Origin of the sequence: Streptomyces caniferus (assembly GCF_009811555.1) — a bacterium.
Taxonomy (GTDB): domain Bacteria; phylum Actinomycetota; class Actinomycetes; order Streptomycetales; family Streptomycetaceae; genus Streptomyces; species Streptomyces caniferus.
This window is the reverse complement of sequence record NZ_BLIN01000002.1, coordinates 347766-369927: the sequence shown is the minus strand read 5'-3', so window position 1 is coordinate 369927 and position 22162 is coordinate 347766. Positions and strand designations below refer to the sequence as shown.

The following is a 22162-nucleotide window of genomic DNA, read 5'->3' as shown; positions in this document are numbered from 1 at the left end:
TTGATCCGCGACGTCGGGTCGCATTCGGGCAACCGTCGCCGATCGCTGCCCGTGGCGGCCTTCCGCGGCCTACTGTTGAGGAGTGCGCCTGCCGTGGCGCGGGCACAGCCGGCTGTGAGAGGGATCGGAATGAAACCGACCGACAGCGCCGCTCCGGCGTCGCGGCTCCGGCGGCTCGTCGTGCCCGCGCTGCCCGGAACCATCGTCCTCGTGGCGGGCCTCGCGCTCGCCACGGGCGTCATCGTGACCCTCGGCAAAGGTGACGCGCTGTTCCCCAGCGGCTCCATAGGCTGGTCGCTGGCGGTCCTCACCGGCGTCATCGTCGGCCATCTGGTCGCCCTCGGCCGGGACCGCTGGTGGGGCGGCACGGGCTCCGGCGCCGCCCTGGCCCTGGCCGTCCTGCTGCTGTACGGCTGGGTGCCCGCCACCCTCGTCAGCCTCTCCGTCGTCGTCCTCGTCGGCGCCGCCCGGCGCCACCGCTGGCGACAGGCCGTGGTGCACGGTGCCGTGGACATCCTCGGCATCGGCGCCGCGGCGCTCGGCCTCGCCGCGTTCGGCGTGGCCTCCAGCGTCCGCCACCCATGGAGCCCGCCGGCCTGGAACCTCGCGGTCCTCCCCGAAGTCGTCGTCACCGCCGCCGGCTACCTGTTCGTCAGCCGCGGCCTGTTGTGGGTCAGCCTCGCCCCGCGCACCGGCCAGCTGCCCGCCATCCCCCGAACGGCCGTACTGCGCCAGGCGCTCGTCGGCATCGCCCTCCTCGGCATCTCCCCGCTGATCGCCGTCTGCGCCCTCCACGCCCCGCTGCTGCTGCCGCTGTTCGCGGTCCCGCTCATCGCGCTGGACTCCACCCTCTGGATAGCCCGCGCCCGCGCCGAGGAGCAGCTGCGCGACCCGCTCACCGGCCTGCCCAACCGCCAATGGCTGCTGGAGCGCACCTGGACCGCGCTGGACGACGCCGAGCGGGTGGGCTCCCGCTCGGCGCTGGTCCTCATCGACCTGGACCGCTTCCGCTCCGTCAACGACACCCTCGGCCACCTCGCCGGCGACCGTCTGCTGCTGCAGATCGCCGACCGCCTGCGGCACGCCCTCCCGCGCGGCGCCGAGGCGGCCCGGCTCGGCGGCGACGAGTTCGCCGTCCTGCTGCCCACCACCGACTCCCTCACCAGCTCCCAGCGGGTGGCCCGCAACCTCGTCGCCGCCCTCGGCTCCCCGCTGGACCTCGACGGACTGACCCTCGTGCTCGAAGCCAGCGCGGGGGTCGCCGTCTTCCCCGACCACGCCCTCGATGCCGAAGGGCTGCTGCGCCGCGCCGACGTGGCCATGTACCAGGCCAAGCGGGACCGCAGCGGCGTCGAGCTCTACGAGGCCAAGCGGGATGGCAACACCCCCGACCGCCTCGGCCTGTTGGGCGATCTGCGCCGCGCGCTGGACGCGGGCGACGTCGAGCTGCACTACCAGCCCAAGGTCGGCTTCGACGGACATGTCGCCGGTCTGGAGGCGCTGGTCCGCTGGGTGCATCCGGACCGCGGCCGGGTGCCACCGGACGAATTCATCGCCATCGCCGAGTCCTCCGGGCTGATGCCGCGGCTGACGGAGTACGTCCTGGAGACGGCGCTCGCCCAGGTGGCGCGCTGGCGTGCGATGGGCCTGGAGGTACCGGTCGCCGTCAATGTCTCCCCACGCGATGTGCACTCCCCGGGCTTCGCCGGAGCGGTCGCCGCGCGGCTCGCCCGGCATCGCGTCCCACCGGGCGCCCTCCAGCTGGAGATAACCGAGCACGTGCTCCTGGAGGACCCGCAGCGGGCCGCCGACACCCTCGCCGGGCTCACCGCGCACGGCGTGAAGATGTCGCTCGACGACTTCGGCACCGGCTACTCCTCCCTCGTCCATCTGCGGCGGCTCCCGGTGAGCGAGCTGAAGATCGACCGCTCGTTCGTCGCCCGGCTGGCCGTCGACAACGAGGATGCCGAGATCGTCCGCTGCACCCTCGACCTCGCCCACTCCCTCGGCCTCCTGGTCGTCGCGGAGGGCGTCGAGGACGACGAGACCTGGGAGCGACTGCGCGACCTCGGCTGCGACGCCGTGCAGGGCTGGCTGGTGGCCGCCGCGATGCCACCCGACGAGACCACGGCATGGCTGAGAGCCCGCGGCGAGCGCGGCTGGCAGCGTGAATCGGAGACGGCCGCCCTGGCGGCGGAGAAGGCCGCCGAGCGCCCTTCGGGACAGGTCTTGAACTGACCCGGCCACCGGCCGTCCCGTGTCCCCGCTCCGAAGAACCTGCACAGTCACCGGCCGGCCAGTTACCGGCCGGAGAGTCACCGACCGGACAGGTGCCGGCCGGGCAGTCACCGGCTGGGCAGTCACCGGTCGGACAGCCACCGGCTGGGCAGTCGTCGACCGCGCAGTCGGCAGTACCGGCAGTGCCAACAGAGCCGGCGGTGCCAGCAGAGCCGGCAGAGGCAACGGCGAGAGCAGAGGCCACGGAGAGGGCAGAGACAGCGCGGGACCGGCCCGCGGAGTTCGTCCCTGAGGGAGCGCCCGGGGCGTCCGGCACGACCGGTGAGTCCGGTGCCACGGCTGTGTCCGGCGATCCTGCCGTCCCCACCACAGAGTCCACCGACCCCGCCGAGCGCTCCGTCCCTGTCCGGGACCGTCCGGACCCGGCAGCGGACAGCTCATCCGGGCCGCCGGTTCACGACGGGCCCGACGCCCCGGAAGCCGGCGCCCCGGAACCCGGCACCTAGCAACCGGACCCCCGCCACCGGGGAGCCCCGCCCGTCACCCGTCACCCGCCGCCCCGGCCACGGACGGCAGGCGCCGGGGCGGACGGGGGCGCCGGGGCGGACGGCGGACGCCGACGGGCGGCGGGGGGACCCGGTGCGTGCCCCCGCGGGAAAGCCCTGCGCGATTCCTCTGCGGGACGCCATAGGATTGGGTCCGCATATACCGCTACAGCCAAGAACACTCCGAGAACCCAGCAGAGGATCGCTGCATGCCTGGCATCACGCGCGAGGAGGTCGCCCACCTCGCCCGGCTGGCACGTCTGGAGCTGAAGGCCGAAGAGCTCGACCACTTCGCCGGACAGCTCGACGACATCATCGGCGCGGTCGCCCGCGTCTCCGAGGTCGCCGACCAAGACGTACCGCCGACCTCCCACCCGCTGCCCCTGACCAACGTGATGCGGCCGGACGAGGTCCGTCCGTCGCTGACCCCCGAGCAGGCGCTGTCCGGCGCCCCGGCCCAGGAGCAGCAGCGTTTCAAGGTGCCGCAGATCCTGGGGGAGGAGTGACCGACATGGCAGACCTGATCAAGCTCACCGCCGCCGAGATCGCGGCGAAGATCGCCTCCGGCGAGGTCACCGCCGTCGAGGTGACCGAGGCCCACCTGGCGCGCATCGACGCCGTCGACGAGAAGGTGCACGCCTTCCTGCACGTCGACCGCGAGGGCGCGCTCGCCCAGGCCCGTGCCGTGGACGAGAAGCGTGCCCGCGGCGAGAAGCTCGGCCCGCTGGCCGGCGTCCCGCTCGCGCTCAAGGACATCTTCACGACGGAGGGCATTCCCACCACCGTCGGCTCGAAGATCCTCGAAGGCTGGCTCCCGCCGTACGACGCGACGCTGACCAAGAAGCTCAAGGCCGCCGACGTCGTCATCCTCGGCAAGACCAACATGGACGAGTTCGCCATGGGGTCCTCCACCGAGAACAGCGCCTACGGCCCGACCGGCAACCCCTGGGACCTCACCAAGATCCCCGGCGGCTCCGGCGGCGGCTCCAGCGCCGCCCTCGCCTCCTACGAGGCCCCGCTCGCCATCGGCACGGACACCGGCGGTTCCATCCGCCAGCCCGCGTCCGTCACCGGCACGGTCGGCGTCAAGCCCACCTACGGCGGCGTCTCCCGCTACGGCATGGTGGCGTTCTCCAGCTCCCTGGACCAGGGTGGCCCCTGCGCCCGTACGGTCCTGGACGCGGCGCTGCTCCACGAGGTCATCGCCGGCCACGACCCGCTGGACTCCACCTCCATCGACGCGCCGGTCCCGCCGGTCGTCGAGGCCGCCCGCAACGGCAGCGTCGAGGGCATGCGCGTCGGCGTCGTCAAGCAGTTCCGCGGTGAGGGCTACCAGGCCGGCGTCATCCAGCGCTTCGACGAGTCCGTCGAGCTGCTGAAGGAGCTGGGCGCGGAGATCGTCGAGCTGGACTGCCCGTCCTTCGACCTGGCCCTGTCGGCGTACTACCTGATCGCGCCGTCCGAGTGCTCCTCCAACCTGGCCCGCTTCGACGCCATGCGCTACGGCCTGCGGGTCGGCGACGACGGCACGAAGTCCGCCGAGGACGTCACGGCCCTCACCCGTGAGGCCGGCTTCGGCCCCGAGGTCAAGCGCCGGATCATGCTCGGCACCTACGCGCTGAGCTCCGGCTACTACGACGCGTACTACGGCTCCGCCCAGAAGGTGCGGACGCTGATCACCCGCGATTTCGAGAAGGCCTTCGAGCAGGTCGACGTGATCGTTTCGCCGACCACGCCGACCACCGCCTTCCCGATCGGCGAGCGCGCCGACGATCCGATGGCGATGTACCTCGCCGACCTGTGCACGATCCCCACCAACCTGGCAGGCAACGCGGCGATGTCGCTGCCCTGCGGCCTGGCGCCCGAGGACGGGATGCCGGTGGGCCTGCAGATCATCGCTCCTGCCATGGCCGACGACCGGCTCTACAAGGTCGGTGCCGCGGTCGAGGCCGCGTACACCGACAAGTGGGGTCACCCGCTGCTTGAGGAGGCACCTTCCCTGTGAGCGCCATGACCAAGAAGGCCAAGAACTTCAAGAAGTCGAAGTCCGGTCTGTACCTGTCGATCGGCAGCACCGCGTTCGGCGCCATCAGCGTCGCGAAGCAGGCGAAGCTGGCCCGTCAGGAGAGCGACACGCTCCGGCTGGTCGACGCCGCCGTTTCGGCCGCGGCGATCGTCACCGGCCTGGCGATCCTCTACCGCGAACTGAAGCGCCTGGGCGACGACGACGTCCTGCTGGGCTGAGAGGGAAAGTTTCACCGTGACTGTCACTGACCTGGTGTCGTACGAGGACGCCCTCGCGACGTACGACCCCGTCATGGGCCTGGAGGTCCATGTCGAGCTCGGCACCAAGACCAAGATGTTCTGCGGGTGTTCCACGACTCTCGGCGCGGACGCCAACTCGCAGACCTGCCCCACCTGCCTGGGCATGCCCGGCTCGCTGCCCGTCGTCAACGCGATCGGCGTCGAGTCCGCGATCAAGATCGGCCTGGCGCTGAACTGCTCCATCGCCGAATGGTGCCGCTTCGCCCGGAAGAACTACTTCTATCCGGACATGCCGAAGAACTTCCAGACCTCCCAGTACGACGAGCCGATCGCCTTCGACGGCTACCTCGACGTACAGCTGGAGGACGGGGAGGTCTTCCGGGTGCACATCGAGCGCGCCCACATGGAGGAGGACACCGGCAAGTCCACCCACATCGGTGGTGCTACCGGCCGTATCCAGGGTGCCCGGCACTCGCTCCTGGACTACAACCGCGCCGGCATCCCGCTCATCGAGATCGTCACCAAGCCGATCGAGGGCGCGGGCGAGCGGGCCCCCGAGGTCGCCAAGGCGTACGTCGCCGAGCTGCGCGAGCTCATCAAGGCGCTCGGCGTCTCCGAGGCCCGGATGGAACAGGGCCAGATGCGCTGCGACGTGAACCTGTCGCTGCGCCCCAACGGCACCGAGAAGTTCGGTACGCGTTCGGAGACCAAGAACGTCAACTCCCTGCGCTCCGTGGAGCGTGCGGCCCGCTTCGAGATCCAGCGGCACGCCGCGGTGCTCTCGTCCGGCGGCACGATCATCCAGGAGACCCGGCACTTCCACGAGGAGGACGGCTCCACCACGGCCGGCCGCATCAAGGACAACGCCGAGGACTACCGCTACTTCCCCGAGCCGGACCTGGTGCCGGTGGCCCCCTCGCGCGAGTGGGTCGAGGAACTGCGCGCCGCGCTCCCCGAGCTGCCGCGGGTCCGCCGCAACCGGCTGCGCGAGGAGTGGGGCATCTCCGAGCACGACATGCAGTCGATCCTCAACGCGGGTGCGGTCGACCTGATCACCGCCACCGTCGACGCCGGTGCGGACTCCGCCTCGGCCCGTAAGTGGTGGATGGGCGAACTGGCCCGCCGTGCCAACGAGGACGGCGTGGACCTGGACGCCCTGCCGATCACCCCCGAGCAGGTCGCCCGGGTCACCGCGCTGGTCGCGGACGGCTCCCTCAACGACAAGCTGGCCCGTCAGACCATCGAGGGTGTGCTGGCCGGCGAGGGCGACCCGGACACCGTCGTCGAGAAGCGCGGCCTGAAGGTCGTCTCCGACGAGGGCGCCCTGGGCACCGCCGTCGACGAGGCGATCGCCGCCAACGCAGCCATCGCCGACAAGATCCGCGGTGGCAAGGTGGCCGCGGCCGGTGCCCTGGTCGGCGCGGTCATGAAGGCCACGCGGGGCCAGGCCGACGCGGCCCGGGTGCGCGAACTGATCCTGGAGAAGCTGGGCGTCGAGGGCTGACGCTCCCCTGATCCGGCAGTACCGAGCGGCCGTCCCTCTCCGGAGGGGCGGTCGCTTCGGCGTACGGGGCGGCCACGCGATGCTGGCGCCGTACGGGCCGGCCACGTGCTGTGGCGTGCGGTGATCTGTTGGCCGGGGGAGCGCGGTGGCCGCGCTCCGGCGGGTGTCCATGTCGCCGACCGCGCCGCCGCGCTGCGCTCCATGGTCCAGGCGCTGCGCCCCGGCGGGTGGCTGCTGATCGAGGACGCCGATCCCGCCCTGCAGCCGCTGATCTGCCCCGACGAGTACGGACCCGGACAGGAGCTTGGAGATCGAGCGGCACCTCGCCGCCGTCGCGTCGGGGCGCCTCGATCTCGCCACCGCACCGATGATCTCGGCCTGGGGCCTCCGGCCCTTCGGCGAAGGCCGCTGACCGCCTCCCGTGCGCTTCCTCGGTGCGTCGGGAATGGTCCGCCCCGCCGTCGTGCTGTGATCGAGGAGGAGCCCCTTCCGGCGTCACGGATGTGCCCGGAGGCGCACGGGCTCGCAGCGCCCAGTCAATGGAGGAACGATGCCGCAGCACGCTCTCGCTTCCCGGATCGGCCGGGTCGGGGTCTGGCACGGCGGGCTCGGCCGGGTGCCGGGCGCCGTCGCGCGTGAGGCCGCGGCCGAGATCGAGCAACTGGGCTACGGCGCACTGTGGTTCGGCGAGTCGCCGGGCACCGAGTCGATGAGCCTGGCCGGTCTGCTGCTGGCCGCCACGGAACGGATCACGGTCGCCACCGGCATCGCCAACATCTGGGTCAGGGACGCGTCCGCCGCGCACGCCGCCGCGCAGAGCCTGGCCGAGGCCTACGACGGACGCTTCCTGCTGGGCCTGGGGGCGAGCCACGCCCCGCTGGTGGACGCGCGCGGTCACCGCTACGCCAAGCCGCTCGCGGCGGTGCGGGCGTATCTCGACGCGATGGACGAGGCCCCGTACGACGGCCCGGTCGCCGACCCGCCGCCGGGCCGCGTGCTGGCGGCGCTCGGTCCGAAGATGCTGGAACTGGCGCGGGACCACGCGGCCGGCGCCCACCCGTACTTCGTCACCCCCGAACACACCGCCCGCGCCCGCGAGATCCTCGGCACCGGCCCGCTGCTCGCCCCCGAACAGGCCGTACTCCTGGAGTCCGACCCCGCGACGGCCCGCTCGCTGGCCCGCGAACACCACACGCACCTGTATCTGCAACTGCCCAACTACACCGGCAATCTGCGCCGGCTCGGCTTCGGCGACGAGGACTTCGCCGACGGCGGCAGCGACCGGCTGGTGGACGCGATCGTGGCCTGGGGTGACGTGGATGCCATCCGGCGGCGCGTACAGGAACACCACGACGCGGGAGCGGACCACGTTGCCCTCCAGCCCCTCGCCCCGCAGCGCGGTCTGGGACTGGAACAACTGCGGGAGCTGGCACCGGCGTTGGCTGGTTCCTGAGGCCGGACGGACGCGGTACGCCGAGTGATGGCGGACGCGGCACGTCGAGCGAGGGCGGACGGGGCACGCCGAGTCACGGCGGGCGCGGCAGCCGAGCGAGGACGGGCGCGGCTTCGTCGCCCTCAGCCGGCGGTGCCCGTGTCCGCCGGCTCGGGCGGGGTGTCCTGGTGGCTGATCGCCAGGTAGCCCACGAGCAGCACGATCGGGACGATGAGGGTCAGGGTGACCGGCCCCGTTCCCCAGCCGAGGCCGCCGCGGGGGGTGGAGACGCCCATCCAGTCGGCGAAGGAGGCTCCGAGCGGGCGGGTCAGCACGTAGGCCCACCAGAAGGCGGCGACGGCGTTCAGTCCGAGGAAGCGCCCGGACAGTGCGGGCACCGCGATGAGGGCGGTGAACAGGACGCCGGAGGGGAGGTACCCCCAGCCCAGGGTGCCCGCGGTGAGGTCGCCGACCGCGGTGCCGAGGGCGAAGGTGGTGAGCACGGTCGCCCAGTAGAACGTCTCGCGGCGGCGGGTGCGGACGCTGTGGATGGAGAGCGTTCCCTCGGAGACGTACCAAGCGGTCAGGAGCGCGGCCAGGCCGAGGGAGAAGGCGATGACCGAGACCGTGTAGGGGATGCCGGCCATGACGTGCACGACGTCGGCGGCCATCGTGCCGAAGACGCTGACCATGACGATGGCGGACCAGTAGACCCAGGGCCGGTAGCGGGTGGTCCGGAACTGGAGGACCAGCAGGGCCACCAGCCCGGCCAGTCCCAGGGCGCCGGCCGGTATCGGGCCGAGCGTCCGGCCGAGGTAGTCCGAGGCCGTCTCGCCCATGCCGGTGGTGAGTACCTTCACTCCCCAGAACAGGGCTGTGACCTGCGGTACCTTGCTCCAGCCCGGCCCGTGGCCGCCCTTGGGTGCGGGCGTGCGGGACCATTCCCCGTCCACGGGCCGTGCCAGCGCCTCGCTGCTCGACTGCGTCATCGTCCTGTCCGCCCTTCCGGCGCGGTGCGCCGTGTCCGCGACCTTCTGACGTGTGGGCGCGCTTCAGCACGGCCACGCGTGGCCGGTGAGCACTGCCCAGCTTTCGTCTACATGACTGTAGACGAACGAGTGGGGCGCGCCGTGGCCGCCTCCCGTCTGCGGTTCAGGGGCGGCCGCCGTACCCGCATTCGGGCTTCCTGAAGTCGTCGGGCGACGCGGGGCGGCGGATGATCGTCCTGACAGCTCGGCGGGACGGGTGCGCACGGGAGCAGCGCGATGGGCGACGACCCACTGCACGGCGATCGGCACGGCGGCCGGCCGCATGGCGGGGCCGGGCGACGCGGCGACAGACACGGCGAGAACCGTGACGACGAGGGCCATTCGGGCAGTCCAGGCACCGCAGGCAGTCCAGGCGGCCCGAACAACCCCGGTGTCCCGGGCGGCCTGGGGCGCAGGCGGTTCCTCGGAGCCGCCGCCGCGAGCGCCGCCGGTATCGCCGTGGGGGTGACCGCCGGCTGTGACGCCACATCGGGTGCCGGCTCCACCGGTGGCGACCAGCCGGACCTCGCCGTGGAGCGGGACCGGCCGGGAAGCCCCGACTGGCGGATCCGCTCGGCGGGTCCGCCCGATGCGGTGCAGGGTTACAGCGACAAGGTGAGCGTCCTGCCGGGTGAGGAGTTCGGGCTGTATGTCTCGACCACCGCACCCGGCTTCCGGGTGGCGGCCTACCGGGTGGGCTGGTACCGCGGCGCCCAGGCCCGGTTGGTCTGGCACTCGGACCGGGTGGCCGGGCAGCGCCAGCGCCGTCCGCGGCTTCTGCCCGGGACCCGCAGCGTACGGGCCGACTGGCAGCGCACCCTCGCGGTGCGTGCCGACGGCTGGCCGCCGGGCGCCTATCTGCTCCGGCTGGACGCGGAGCACGGGCACCAGCGGTACGTCCCGTTGATCGTCCGCTCGGCACACACCGCGGGCCGGACGGTGCTGATGCACGCGGTGACGACCTGGCAGGCGTACAACGCATGGGGCGGCTACAGCCTCTACCGGGGCGCGGACGGCGCGTACGGGACGCGGTCGCTGGCCGTCAGCTTCGACCGGCCCTACGACACCAACGGCGCGGGGAAGTTCCTCGTCCACGAACGTGCGCTGGTGGTCCTCGCGGAACGGCTCGGCATTCCGCTCGCCTACACCACGGGGGTGGACGTCCACCGCACCCCGTCGGCACTGCAGGGCGCCACGGCGGCGCTCTCGCTCGGCCACGACGAGTACTGGACCCCGCAGCAGCGGCAGCACGTCACCGGGGCCCGCGATGCCGGCACCAATCTGGCCTTCCTCGGGGCCAACGCCTGCTTCCGACGGGTCAGGCTGGAGCCGGGGCCGTCCGGTGCTCTTCGTACCGTGGTCTGTTACAAGACCGCCTACCGGGACGACCCGCGCTTCGCCGGTCCGCACCGGGCCCTGCCCACCCACGACTTCCGTCAACCGCCCGCCGCCGACCCGGAGTCCGCCCTGACCGGCGTCCTCTACGAGGGCTACCCCACGGACGCGCCGTATGTCGTCCACAGCGCGGACCACTGGCTCTTCGCGGGGACGGGAGCGAAGCGGGGCGATGCCTTCGGCCACCTCGTCGGGGTGGAGTACGACCGGGTCACCCCGGAGGCGCCCACGCCGGAGCGGCTGGAGATCCTCGCCCACTCCCCGCTGGTCTGCAACGGCCGGAGCAGCCACGCGGACTCCGCCTACTACACCGTGCCGAGCGGCGCCGGCGTCTTCTCCTCCGGAACGATGCGGTGGGTCGAGGCCCTCATGGCGGGCACGCGCGACAACGGACGCAACCACGGGATGGACGGGCGGACGGGTGCTTTCGTCACCCGCACCACCGAGAACCTGCTCCGCGCCTTCGCCGTGGGCCCTGCCGCGAGGACACGTCCGGCGCCGCGCAACAACGTCGGTGGTGTGTACGGGACTTGAGAATTCGGGGGATGGGGGATGGGGGATGAGCCCTCCGCCCTCCGCCCCGGATGAGGCGGTGTTGGAGTTGGCACCCCTGAGATTGGGGGGACAGCCGGAGTGAGTACCGGCGGGCGCGCTTCTAGCGTCTGACGGTGTGAGAGATGTACTGACGAAAGCGAAGAAAGCCCCCTTAGGCAGGCGTCGCCCGGAGCGCTGCGTGGCGGCGTTGGCCGCCGCCTCGGCCGTGCTGGTGCTCGCCGCGCCCGCGGCGAACGCGGCGGCCCCGGCGGTCGACTGTGGCGCGGCGCGCGGTGCGGTCGCCCGCTCCCTGGGCACCCTGGTCACCCGGCACGGCATTCCGGGCGCGGCCGCCGAAGTGGCCGGGCCGGGCTGCGGCCGGTGGACGGCGGCCCGCGGCGTCGCGGACCTGGCGACCGGCCGCCCGATGAACGCCGGGGACCGGCTGCGGATCGGCAGCATCACCAAGACCTTCACCGCCACGGTCGTCGTGCAGCTCGCCGCGGAGGGCCGGGTCGGACTGGACGCCCCGGTGGAGCGGTATCTGCCCGGCCTCATCCGGGGCAACGGCTACGACGGCCGCACGATCACCGTACGGCAGCTCCTCCAGCACACCAGCGGCCTTCCCGACTACGTCGATTCCCTCGGCCGGAGGCCCGTGCACGAGTGGCGGTTCCGCCACTTCGAGCCCCGTGAACTGATCGCGGCCGCGCTGAAGATGCCGCATCCGGGCAAGAAGTGGCACTACGCCACGACCAATGCCCTCCTCGCCGGACTCGTGGTCGAGAAGGTCACCGGGCACGGCGTCGAGGCGGAGGTGACCCGCCGGATCCTCGAACCCCTCGGCCTGCGCGACACCTACTGGCCCGGCGACGGCACCCGCATCCGGGGCCCGCACTCGCACAGCTACTTCCCCGCCCCCGAGCGGCGGCAGGGTTCCGGGCAGCCGGGCCGGGAGCGGCCGGACGGCGCGCCGTTGGCCGACGGGACCGCGTGGAACGTGACCTTCGGTGGCGCGGGCGGCGCGCTGATCTCCACGCCCGCCGACGTGAACCGGTTCTACCGCGGGCTGTTCGGCGGCGAGTTGGTGCCCGCGCGCTGGCTCGCCGAGATGCAGCGCACCGTCCCCGCCGACCCGCGGCGCCTGTGGCCCGGCGCCCGGTACGGACTCGGGCTGATCGCCTCCCCGCTGACGTGCGGCGGCATGTGGTGGGGGCACGGCGGGACGGTGCCCGGCGGCCACCGCGCGCTGGGCGCGGTCACTCCCGACGGCCGCAGCATCTCCCTCGCCCTCACCAAGGTGCCCGACACCGACCGGGCCGAAGCCGACTTCCGCGCCGTCGTCGACAGCGCCTTCTGCGCCGGCGACCGCACCCACCAGCCCAAGGAGACCGCGTGATCACCCTCAGCCCGTCCCTGCGCCGCGCCTCGGCCGCGGGCCTCGCCCTCGTCGCCTGCCTCACCGCTTCCCCCGCCGTGGCCATCGCCACCGCGCGCCCCGCCGCGGACCGCGACCGGGCCGCGACGACCGCCGGAGACCGCACGGGGGCCGGGGCAGGACTCGACCGCTACTACCGGCAGCGCCTTGCCTGGGGCACCTGCGTCCAGGGCCCCGACGACGCGATGGGCCACGACCTGGAGAAGGCCGGCGTGCAGTGCGCGGACGTGACCGTACCGCTGGACTACGCCGCTCCCCGGGGGCGGACGATCACCGTCGCGATATCCCGGCTCAAGGCCACCGACACCCGCCACCGCATCGGCTCGATGCTCCTCAACAACGGCGGCCCCGGCGGCCCCGCCCTCGAATCCCCGCCGGACGTCCGCAGGAAGATGAAAGCGGTCGGCCCGCGCTACGACGTCATCGGCTTCGACCCGCGCTTCGTCGGCCGCAGCACCCCGCTCGACTGTGGCTGGTCCGTCGGCACCAGCATCCTCTCGGCCGGTCTCGGCCGCGCGAGCTTCGAGCGGCAGGTGACGTTCCAGAAGGGCCTGGCCGACAAGTGCCGGTCAACCAACGCGTCGGTGCTGCCGCACATCAGCACCCGCAACACGGCCCGCGACATGGACGTCATCCGCGGCGCGCTCGGCGAGCGGAAGATCTCCTACCTGGGCTACTCGTACGGCACCTACCTGGGCACGGTGTACACCCAGATGTTCCCCGGCCGCTTCGACCGGACGGTGCTCGACGGGGCGATCGCCCCGGACGACTACGGCCCCCGGCTGCTGCAGGGCGCCGAACCCGAGAACGAGCGGGCGTTCTCCGACTGGGCCGCCTGGGCGGCGCGCCGCGACGGCACCTACGGTCTCGGCCGCACCCGCGCCGAGGTCCTCGCCACGGTCCGCCGTGTCCTGGCGGCGTCCGCGCGCCGCCCGCTGACGGTCGGCACCGCCCCCGAGGTCTTCCACCTCGACGACACCCACGTGCCGTCCCTGCTCACGGCCGGGAACGCGGACGACACCGACCCGCGGCGGGCCGCCCTCAGCGAGCAAGTGTCTGTATTGGCCAAGGCCGCGGACGGGAAGTCGACCCGGCCGTCCCCGCAGTTCGCCACAGCGCTGCGGGGCATGCTGACCGGCGAGGACATGAAGTCCGCCATGGCGCAGTCCGCGATCATCTGCGGGGACAAGCCGGCCCCGCGCGACCCCGAGCGCTATTGGCGGGACATCGAGCGCAGCCGCGCCGAGCATCCGCTGTTCGGCCCGCTGACCAACAACATCGGACCGTGCGCCTTCTGGGACCGGCCGCGCGAGGAGCCCACTCAGGTGCGTCACGACGCCCCGGCGCTGCTCGTGGCCGCCACCGGCGACCCGCGCACCACGTACAAGAGCAGTCTCGCCCTGCACCGCCTGCTGCCGAGCTCCCGGCTGCTCACCCTCAAGGGTGCCAACCGCCATGCGCTCTACGGCGAGTACCACAACGCCTGCGTGGACGCGAAGGTCAACCGCTATCTGGCCACCGGCAAGCTGCCGAAGAACGACGAGTCCTGCGTCAAGCCGACCGACTAGCGTAGCGGCCGACGGGTGCGGCCGGGTCGCCCGGCCGCGTCCCGGTTCAGTGCGCGACGTCGGCGAGGAAGGCGGCCCAGGCGGTGGCGCTCAGGGTGAGTATCGGACCGCCCGGGTTCTTGGAGTCGCGGACGTGGATGGCGTGGGGGCAGGTGGCGACTTCGAGGCAGTCGCCGCCCTCGCTGCCGCTGTAGGTGGACTTGCGCCAGTCGTAGGCGACTTCGACGCAGTCGCCGCCCGCACTGCCGCTGTAACTCGACTTGAACCAGTTGAAGCCGTTGGAGAAGGACTGGGCTGCTGCGCTGGTCATGACTCTCCTAGCAAGTCGTCCAGCAGGCCCCAGGTCTCCTCAGGGGTGAGGGCCTGCGACCGCAGCATCCCATACACCTGTTGATACACGCTGACTTCATCCGGGTCGTCGACCAGGAAACTGATCCGTTGCGCTTCGATGTAGACGAAGTGCTCGTGTTCGGGTGTCTCCAGTAGAACGAGCGGACCATCCAGTGAAGCGTGAGAGGCGCGGGAGGTCGGCATGATCTGAAGTCCCAGAAAGGGAAGTTGGGCGCATCGCCGCAGATGGCGGATCTGCTCGCGTAGAGTCTCGGGGCCTCCTGTCGGCCGGTGGAGTACTGCCTCCTCCAGGATGAAGTTGAGCATCGGCCGCGGCTTCTTCCGTTCCAGCAGCTTCTGACGGTCGAGGCGAGCGGAGACCCACTCGTCCGCTTGATCCTCATCGAGGGGTGGATAGAGGCAGTCGAATACCGCCCGCGCATAAGCTCCCGTCTGTAACAGCCCAGGCACCACCTGGTTCTGGTACGACAGCAGCGTCAGGGCCTCCTCCTCGTGCTCCACCAGGTCCTGTACGAACGCGGGGAGCTTCTCCCGCTCCGGAACCTTGGCCACCGCAACCGCCAACGCCCCCTTCGTATCCAGGAGTTCATCGAACGTCTCGGCAAGGTCGATTTTCAGCGGTCGTCGGCCCTGCTCGATGGAGCCGATCGTGTCCTCGTGGAGTCCGACCCGCTCGGCCAGGCCGGGCTGGGTGATGCGGGCGGCCTTCCGGAAGTGGCTCAGCTGGGCGCCGATCACATGCCAGGAAGTGATCCTCTTCGGTTTGTTCGCCGGGTGCATGCGCTCTGCCTTCCCCTCCCCCTGACGGCATGACACAGCCAGAAGTCGTACAGCGGATCTGTACGACCTGACACTGTGGCCCAGCATAGTTACGCACTGTGACAGTGGCGCCATGCACAAGGAGATCCAGACACTCTGCGCCCGTACGGTCTGCTATCGGCGGGAGCGCCGATCCGTGCGGCTGGCCAGGGCGTTCGCCCGTACCGCGCTCGCCGACTGGGGCCTGGAGCGGCGCGCGGACGACGTTTTGCTGTGTGTCAGCGAACTGGCCACCAACGCCCTGCTGCACGGCGTCCCGCCCGGTCGCCGCTACCGGCTGCGGCTGTCGCTGGGCGAGGACGGGCTGCTGCGCGTCGAGGTGCACGACAGCGGTGACGGGGAACCGCGGGTGCCGCTGTCGGTGCCGTGCGACGGGGGAGAGGGCGAGTCGGGGCGGGGGCTGCTGCTGGTGTCCGCGCTCGCCGACGCGTGGGGCGTCGGCGAGCGCGTGCCGGGGAAGGTCGTGTGGTGCGAGTTCCACGGCTGTGGCACGGGTCACGGCAGGCCGTGAACGTGCGGGCCGACCGCGTTGGACCAGGCGTTGCCGCTCGCCGCGTCCCAGTTCGTCGACCAGGTCATCGCGCCCCGGAGGCCGGGGTAGGTCCGGGCGGGCTTGAAGGAGCCGCAGCCGGTGCCCTTGGTGAGGCAGTCCAGGGCGGCGTTGACGACGCTCGGGGCGACATAGCCGCTGCCCGCGCCCCGGGTGGAGGCGGGCAGGCCCAGGCCCACCTGGGAGGGGGCGAGGCCGCCTTCGAGCTGGATGCAGGCCAGTGCGGTGAGGAAGTCGACGGTGCCCTGGGAGTAGACCTTGCCGTCGCAGCCGAGCATCGAACCGCTGTTGTAGTACTGCATGTTGACGACGGTGAGGATGTCCTTCACGTTCAGCGCGGTCTGGAAGTAGCCGCCCGACGTGGACTGCATGTCGAGGGTCTGCGGCGCCATGGTGAGGACGAACTTGCCGCCCGCCTTCTGGGAGAGCGAGCGGAGTGCCTGGCTCATATACGTCGGGTTGAGGCCGTTTTCGAGGTCGATGTCGACGCCGTCGAAGCCGTACTGCTGCATGAGGGAGTAGAGGCTGCCGGCGAAGTTCGCGGCCGAGGCGGCGTCGTTGACGGAGACCGTGCCCCGTTCGCCGCCCACGGAGAGGACCACCGACTTGCCGGCCGCCTGCTTGGCCTTGATGTCGGCCTCGAACTGGTCGACGGTGTAGCCGCCCAGGCCGGCCGAGTCGAGGCTGAAGGTGACGGCGCCGGGCGTGGTGGTGGCATCGGCGAAGGCGACCGCGATGATGTCGTACTGGCCGGGCACGTCGCTGAGCTTCTGGACCGTCGCGCCGTTGTTGAAGTTCTGCCAGTAGCCGGTGACCGCGTGCCGGGGGACGGTGGGGTTGCCGCCCCCTCCTGAGGGTGCGGTGGTGGCCGTGATCTCCGCCGAGCGGGCCGATTCGCCGGCCGCGTTGGTGGCCGTGACCTGGAAGCGGTAGGCGGTGGCGGGGGAGAGGCCCGAGACCGTTGCCGACGTGCCGTTCACCGCCTGGTTCTTGGTGCCGTCGCGATAGACGGTGTAGCCGGTGGCGCCGGGGACCGCGTTCCAGGACAGGGCCACGGAGGACGAGGTCACCGTGCCGGCGGTGAGGCCGGCGGGTGTGGCCGGGGTCTCGGGGCCGGGGTCGGTGCCGCCCCCGCCGTCGGGGCCGAGGACGCTGAAGTCGTCGGCGTAGTAGGCGGGCTGTCCGTACCAGCCGTGGGTGTAGACCGTGACGGAGGTCGTCGTGGGGCCTGTGGTGAAGGTGGTGCTGAGCTGCTGCCAGCCGGTGGCGAACGGGGTCCAGGTGGTGGCGTCCGTGGTGCCGGTGCCGGAGGCGCCCAGGTAGACGTAGGAACCCTGGACGTACGCGCTGAGCCGGTAGGTCGAGCCGGGCTTGACGGCGACGGTCTGGGAGCAGGCGGCGTTGTCGGAGGCGGTGGGGGTGGCCTTGAGGGCGCCGGTGCCGCTGTGGACGGGGGAGCCGACGGTGCTGCCGCTGCCCGCCGAACAGGTCCAGTTGCTCAGACCGGATTCGTAGCCGGCGTTCCGGGCGGCGTTGACATCGGCCGCGGCGGCCGGGGTGGAGCCGGAGAGGGTGGCCGCCGCGGCGGCGAGGGCCGTCAGTGCGGCCGCGAGCAGGCGTCTGCGGCGGGGTGGCCGGGTGTGTGGGGTGCGAGGCATGGCTGTCTCCAGTGCCGAAGGGGGAAACACGGGGAGAACTGCAGCAAGACGGTGGCCACCGCTCCTGGGCACAGAATGGTTCAGACCAATGGGGTGGTCAAGAGGTCCGACGCAAGGGGGAGTTGTGCGTACCGAGTGCTCTCAGGGAGGTCGCCCCGCCGGTGAGGTCCGGCCGCGGTCCACGATGAGAGACCGGGCGTGGACAGTGGATGTGACGGCCACCTAACATCCCTGCAACTCGGTTCCGGCTCTCCCGAGGGGTAGGCCGGACCACCGTCACCCACGCCAATGACGCCGTGACACACACTCTTCGTGGAGGTGTCATGCGTTTGCGTTCCGGCCCCGACCGGGCCGACGAGGTCTTCAACTTGCTTCTCCAGGAAGGCGATTGCCCGCCCCCGCAGGCTGCCGAGAAGCTCGGTATGACGAGCCGGCAGTTCCAGGAGACCCTGCGGTATCTGGCGACCATGGGGCTGGTGCGGCCGGCCGGCGACGGGGCGTTGCCCGCCCCGGTGTCCCCGGAGACCGCCTTCGCGCTGCTGCTGGACACCGCGGAGCAGACGACGGCGGACCGGCTCGTCGGACTGCGCTCACTGCGCGCCGCGTTCGGCGCACTGGCCGACAGTCTGCCTGCCTTCCAGTCCTCGGGAGCCCCGCAGCACGCCCGGGTGGAGGTGCTGGTGGGGCAGCGGCGGATCGCGGAGAGCCTGGACGCGATGGCGGCCACGGCGCGCCGCGAGATCCTCGCGCTGCGCCCGAACGACCTGGCCGCGCCGGAACGCTGGGGCGAGGCCGCGCGGCGCAGCGGCCAGGTTCTCGCCCGGGGGGTGTCGCTGCGCGCCATCCATCTGCACTCGACGCCCGAGAACCCGTCCGGCCATGCGCATCTGTGCGGGCTGCGGCGCGCGGGGGCCCGGGTGCGGCTCGCGATGACGCTGCCGTTCCGGCTGACCCTGGTCGACGACGTGCAGGCGCTCGTCACCCTGAGCTCGGACAGCGACGAGGTGACGGCGCTGGAGATTCACGGGGCGGCGATGTGCGGACTGCTCCGGCAGGTCTTCGACCATTGCTGGGTGTATGGGGAGCGGCTGGCGGGGCCCGAGCCCGGTCCTGGTCCCGGGCCCGGCCGCGGTCCGGGACTTGGTTCCGGGTTTCCCGAACGGCGCGTCCACGAGGTGGAGTTGACCGAGCGGGAGCGGATGGTCCTGCGGATGTTCGCCGCCGGGCTGAAGGACGGGGCCATCGCCCGCAACCTCGGGGTGTCCGACCGTACGCTGCGCCGGACCATCGCCCCGCTGCTGGCCAAGCTGGGGGCGGACAGCAGGTTCCAGGCGGGCATGAAGGCCGTCGAACGGGGGCTGCTCTCCCGGGTCGAGCTGGGAGCCGCGGTGGCCTAGGGATGTCCGGGCAGTCGTGTCGGGGGCGTGACGCCCGAAGGCCTGGCGCTCGAAGGCCCGGCCGGAGGTTTCCCGGCGGGCCTCCTGCCGATCACGCCGAAGGTGCGCCCTGGGCCGCGCCCGCCGGTTGCGGTGCCGTGCCGTCCGCCGCGGGCTCGCCCTCCGTGGGTCCGTTCTCCGCCGTGGGCTCGCCCTCCGCGGCGGCCGGCGGTGCCGCGGCCTGTCGGCCCCAGGTCGTACCGATGAGGACCAGGACGGCTCCGGCCGCGCCGAGCAGGCCGGGCCGGTCCCCGCCGGCGGCGACGCCGATCACGGCGGCCCAGAGCGGCTCGGTGCCCAGCAGCAGGCTCACCCGGGACGGGGAGGTGCGGCGCACCGCCCACATCTGGACGAAGAAGGCGAAGAGCGTGCACATCAGGGCCAGGTAGAGGAGTGCGGTCCACTGCTGGGGGGAGTAGGCGGCCGCGACGTCCACCGGGGAGACGGCGGCGAAGGGCGAAGCGAGCGCGAAGACCGCGATGGCGCCGAGGAACTGGACGACGGTCAGCGCGCCGGAGTCGGTCGAACGCAGCGACTTCATACGGCTCATGGCCATCACGTGCACGGTGCGGGCGACGGCCGCGAGCAGCATCAGGAGATCGCCGGCCGACGGGGTGGTGAACCCCGATCCCTGGGTCAGCAGGGCCACACCGGTCACGGACAGCGCCGCCGCGCCCAGGAACGCCCCGGTGGGGCGGGTGCGGGTCGCCACGGACTCCGCGAGCGGAGTGAAGATCATGGTCAGGCTGATGATGAGGCCCGCGTTGGTCGCCGAGGTGTGCACCACCCCGAAGGTCTCCAGCACCAGGACCCCCGACAACAGCATGCCCAGGACCGCGCCCGCGCCGATCTCCCGGGCGCTCAGCCGGGTGATCCCGCGGCCCGCGACCACCGCCATCACCGGCGTGGCCACCAGGAACCGCAGCAGGAGCAGGGCGATGACGGTGCTCGTGGTGGCCAGTTCCTTGGCGGCCAGGTAGCTGGAGCCCCAGACGACGGCCACCAGGACGACCGGCACATCGATGAGCCAGAGGGGCCGGTTGCCGGGACGTGTGGTGCGGGAGGTCGCGGTGGTCATGGTGGTGGGGGTCCTTGTCCGGTGTGCGGTGGGTGCGGCCGTTCGACGGGGGAGCCGCCGGGCCCCGGCGCGCCGTGGTGACGGTGCGCCGGGGCCCGGCGGGGCCGGCCGGTCAGCGGGCGGTGAAGGCGACCACGAGGACGTCCCGGTGTGCCGGAGCCGTCGTGTCCACCGGGTGCAGCGGGGTGACGGAGTGCAGGGTACGGCGGTCGTCGCCGAGCAGCAGGTCGCCGGGGCTGGTGAGGGTGGTGGTGAGCAACTCCTCGCCGGAGTCGGTGAAGACGGCGCTCTCGCCGCCCTCGACATTGACCCTGTTGATCATGAGCGAGGTGATGAACGTGACCCCGTCGCGGTGCCGCCCCTCGGGGGCGGGCTGCCCGGTCTGGTCGTCGCCCGCCGTGATCCGGTACGGGTGCAGCTTGATGTTCCAGGCGGCGGTGCCGTCGACGGCGGTGAACAGCGCGGCCATGGCGAGCAGCAGCGAACGCAGCAGGGGGTCGGCCGCGAACTCGTCCGTCAGCGGGTCGAAGTGCCGCTCGACCCCGCCGTTGAGCGGATTGATGGTGCTCTCCTGGAGGTACGGCGCGTGCGGCAGCCGCGTGAGCGCGTCCGTCGAGGCGTCCACCTCGAACTGGCCGTAGCGGCGGAAGCGGTAGGTGCCGCCGTCGGCCATGTGCGTGTCCAGCGTCAGTGCGTCCCAATGGGCGCCGAAGCGGGCCCAGTCGGCGGGGCCGACGCCCAGCAGCGCGGACAGTTCCGGCGCCGGCATGAGGTAGCCGCCGGGTTCGGTCAGCGCGTGGACGGCGGGGGCGGGGGCGGCGGGGGCGGGAGAGGTGGAGGTGAGGGAAGAGGCAGAAGTGATCGTGTTCACCGTGCGGATGCTCCTGTGGGCGTGCTCGGGCGTGCTCGGGCGGGGACTCAGACGAGGACGGGCGCGGCGGCGGGGGAGGGGGCCGACGGGGTCGGCGTGTGCGCGGCGGCCTCCAGGGCGATGGCGCGCGCCTCCCAGCCCTCGCGGTCCCGCAGGTAGCGGGGGCGCGGTGCGGTGATGGCGCGGGTCTCCGCGCCGCCCAGCCGCAGCTCCCAGGCCACCGATCCGCTCGTGCGGGCCGCGCAGGCGTCGATGAAGTGCTGCGCGGCGAGGCGCAGTTCGCCGAACCAGCGCCCTTCCAGGGCCTCGCGGACCCAGACCTGCTCCAGCTGCTGCTTCTCACGGATCAGCTCGGCGCCGAGGCAGGCGCTCTCGACGTGGCGGTAGGAGCGCAGGAGCAGCGACGCGGCGGGCATCTCCCGGATTTCGAGCACCTTCTCCCCGTGGTCCAGGTGTTCCAGGCCGGAGTACCGGCCCAGGCCGTACGCACCGGCCCGCTGGTTGAGCTCACCGATCAGCCCGGTCAGCGGCAGGGGCCGGCCGTCCACGGCGACCGGCAGGCCCGCCTCGAACGTGACGGTGAGCCTGCTCGGCGCGACGTCCGCACGGACCGTGCTCCACCGGTACATGTCCTCGGGGACCGCGTGGTCCTCGGGGTCGTCGAGGATGCCGGACTCGAACTCCCGGCACCACAGGTTGGAGTCGCCGCTGACCATCCGGCCGACGAGCAGATCGACGCCCGCCTCCCGCAGCTCCTCGTGCTTGCGGTCGCGGTCGACGGGGGTGAGGTCGTACGGACTGCCGTAGGGACCGTCGTAACCGAGCAGGTCCAGCGCGCCGTTGAGCCGCCGCAGGGTGTTCTGCGAGCGGTTCGCCGTGTGGAGGACGGCCTGGGCGCCGAGCCGGCCGGCCAGCTCCACGGCCGCCTGGGCGATCAGCGGGCGGCTGAGGGTGGAGCTCACCGGGTGGATGCCGAGATAGACGGCCTGCGCGGCGATGGCTTTGGCCACGTACCGGTCGGCGAACTCCTCGCGCTTGTCGAGCACATGCAGCTCGGCGCCGAGCGCCTGCGCCACCTGGCGTTTGTACCCGGTGGATTCGTCCTCGCCGATGTCGACGCTGACGGCGTGCACCTCGCGGATGCCCCGCTCCCGGAGCTTCAGCAGCAGGTACGAGCTGTCGAGGCCGCCGCTGAAGAGCGTCACCACGGGGCGTGCGGGATCGAGGGCGTCGAGCTGCGCGAACGAGCGAATGGGCGGTGGTGCCATGACGTGTGCTTCCTCCGAAAGATCATCTTCGGAGCCCGGGGGCGACGCGTCAGGCGTCTCCCCGGCCCCCCTGAACATGATCTTTCCGGGGCGGTGCGCCCGCGGGGAACAGCCGTCGCGCGCCGGAACCGGACACGTCCGCTCCCGGTCAGCGGGGCGGCGCCACCCCGGGGACCGTGGGTGC

The 22162-nt window shown here is 72.2% G+C and carries 18 protein-coding genes and 1 pseudogene; 12 read left to right on the top strand and 7 right to left on the bottom strand.

Going from position 1 to position 22162, the window contains the following annotated elements; genetic code table 11:
• The first annotated feature begins 129 nt into the window (after positions 1-129).
• The 7 genes and pseudogenes from Scani_RS03460 to Scani_RS03430 all read left to right on the top strand — a co-directional run bounded on the left by Scani_RS03460 (position 130) and on the right by Scani_RS03430 (position 8005).
• A complete protein-coding gene (locus Scani_RS03460) occupies positions 130-2238 on the top strand; it encodes a putative bifunctional diguanylate cyclase/phosphodiesterase (protein WP_159469892.1) in 2109 nt (702 codons plus the stop codon).
• Positions 2239-2992: 754 nt separating this feature from the next.
• Positions 2993-3289: an Asp-tRNA(Asn)/Glu-tRNA(Gln) amidotransferase subunit GatC gene (gene gatC / locus Scani_RS03455; RefSeq protein WP_006602950.1), complete on the top strand. Its 297-nt coding sequence runs from the start codon at positions 2993-2995 to the stop codon at positions 3287-3289.
• 5 nt (positions 3290-3294) lie between these two features.
• Entirely contained in the window at positions 3295-4788 is a 1494-nt protein-coding gene (gene gatA / locus Scani_RS03450) for an Asp-tRNA(Asn)/Glu-tRNA(Gln) amidotransferase subunit GatA (RefSeq protein ID WP_159469890.1), read from the top strand.
• Between the two features lie 5 nt (positions 4789-4793).
• Entirely contained in the window at positions 4794-5027 is a 234-nt protein-coding gene (locus tag Scani_RS03445; RefSeq protein ID WP_159471643.1) for a hypothetical protein, read from the top strand.
• Between the two features lie 16 nt (positions 5028-5043).
• The gene (gatB, locus tag Scani_RS03440) at positions 5044-6552 is read left to right on the top strand and encodes an Asp-tRNA(Asn)/Glu-tRNA(Gln) amidotransferase subunit GatB (protein ID WP_159469888.1); all 1509 of its coding nucleotides are present in this window, start codon (positions 5044-5046) and stop codon (positions 6550-6552) included.
• Positions 6553-6717: 165 nt separating this feature from the next.
• Positions 6718-6964, top strand: a pseudogene (locus tag Scani_RS03435) (hypothetical protein); the annotation flags it as partial.
• Between the two features lie 138 nt (positions 6965-7102).
• Positions 7103-8005, top strand: a complete 903-nt coding sequence (locus tag Scani_RS03430) for an LLM class F420-dependent oxidoreductase (RefSeq protein WP_159469886.1) — start codon at positions 7103-7105, stop codon at positions 8003-8005.
• A gap of 122 nt (positions 8006-8127) precedes the next feature.
• On the opposite strand, the gene Scani_RS03425 is transcribed toward Scani_RS03430, so the two are convergent.
• Entirely contained in the window at positions 8128-8973 is an 846-nt protein-coding gene (locus Scani_RS03425; RefSeq protein ID WP_159469884.1) for a COG4705 family protein, read from the bottom strand.
• A 276-nt stretch (positions 8974-9249) separates the two neighbouring features.
• On the opposite strand from Scani_RS03425, the gene Scani_RS03420 reads away from it, so the two are divergent.
• The 3 genes from Scani_RS03420 (at position 9250) to Scani_RS03410 (ending at position 13947) form a co-directional block, all read left to right on the top strand.
• Positions 9250-10941 carry a N,N-dimethylformamidase beta subunit family domain-containing protein gene (locus tag Scani_RS03420; RefSeq protein ID WP_174872602.1) on the top strand — a complete coding sequence of 564 codons (1692 nt, stop codon included), beginning with the start codon at positions 9250-9252 and terminating at the stop codon, positions 10939-10941.
• A 199-nt stretch (positions 10942-11140) separates the two neighbouring features.
• Positions 11141-12340 (top strand): serine hydrolase domain-containing protein, encoded by a 1200-nt coding sequence (locus tag Scani_RS03415; protein WP_159469882.1) that lies wholly within the window; start codon positions 11141-11143, stop codon positions 12338-12340.
• Entirely contained in the window at positions 12337-13947 is a 1611-nt protein-coding gene (locus Scani_RS03410; protein WP_159469880.1) for an alpha/beta hydrolase, read from the top strand. Before Scani_RS03415 ends, Scani_RS03410 begins: the two co-directional genes overlap by 4 nt.
• Positions 13948-13993: 46 nt before the next feature.
• On the opposite strand, the gene Scani_RS03405 is transcribed toward Scani_RS03410, so the two are convergent.
• The gene (locus Scani_RS03405) at positions 13994-14257 is read right to left on the bottom strand and encodes a DUF397 domain-containing protein (RefSeq protein WP_159469878.1); all 264 of its coding nucleotides are present in this window, start codon (positions 14255-14257) and stop codon (positions 13994-13996) included.
• On the bottom strand, positions 14254-15078 hold the full coding sequence (locus tag Scani_RS03400) for a helix-turn-helix domain-containing protein (protein WP_159469876.1): 825 nt from the start codon (positions 15076-15078) through the stop codon (positions 14254-14256). The genes Scani_RS03405 and Scani_RS03400 overlap by 4 nt, the downstream gene beginning before the upstream one ends.
• Positions 15079-15190: 112 nt before the next feature.
• On the opposite strand from Scani_RS03400, the gene Scani_RS03395 reads away from it, so the two are divergent.
• Positions 15191-15628, top strand: a complete 438-nt coding sequence (locus tag Scani_RS03395) for an ATP-binding protein (protein WP_159469874.1) — start codon at positions 15191-15193, stop codon at positions 15626-15628.
• Here the strand turns inward: Scani_RS03395 and Scani_RS03390 are convergent.
• Positions 15613-17325: a chitinase gene (locus Scani_RS03390; RefSeq protein ID WP_159469872.1), complete on the bottom strand. Its 1713-nt coding sequence runs from the start codon at positions 17323-17325 to the stop codon at positions 15613-15615. The two genes, Scani_RS03395 and Scani_RS03390, sit on opposite strands and share 16 nt — an antisense overlap.
• 323 nt (positions 17326-17648) lie before the next feature.
• On the opposite strand from Scani_RS03390, the gene Scani_RS03385 reads away from it, so the two are divergent.
• Complete coding sequence (locus Scani_RS03385; RefSeq protein ID WP_159469869.1) at positions 17649-18722, top strand: helix-turn-helix transcriptional regulator; 1074 nt, start codon at positions 17649-17651, stop codon at positions 18720-18722.
• Between the two features lie 91 nt (positions 18723-18813).
• Here the strand turns inward: Scani_RS03385 and Scani_RS03380 are convergent, their stop codons facing one another.
• The 3 genes from Scani_RS03380 to Scani_RS03370 form a co-directional block, all read right to left on the bottom strand.
• Positions 18814-19839 carry a DMT family transporter gene (locus Scani_RS03380; protein ID WP_159469867.1) on the bottom strand — a complete coding sequence of 342 codons (1026 nt, stop codon included), beginning with the start codon at positions 19837-19839 and terminating at the stop codon, positions 18814-18816.
• Positions 19840-19951: 112 nt separating this feature from the next.
• Positions 19952-20710, bottom strand: coding sequence for a 2OG-Fe dioxygenase family protein (locus Scani_RS03375; RefSeq protein ID WP_246295476.1), 759 nt, complete (start codon positions 20708-20710; stop codon positions 19952-19954).
• 47 nt (positions 20711-20757) lie between these two features.
• Complete coding sequence (locus Scani_RS03370) at positions 20758-21978, bottom strand: argininosuccinate synthase-related protein (RefSeq protein WP_159469865.1); 1221 nt, start codon at positions 21976-21978, stop codon at positions 20758-20760.
• Between the last annotated feature and the right edge of the window lie 184 nt (positions 21979-22162).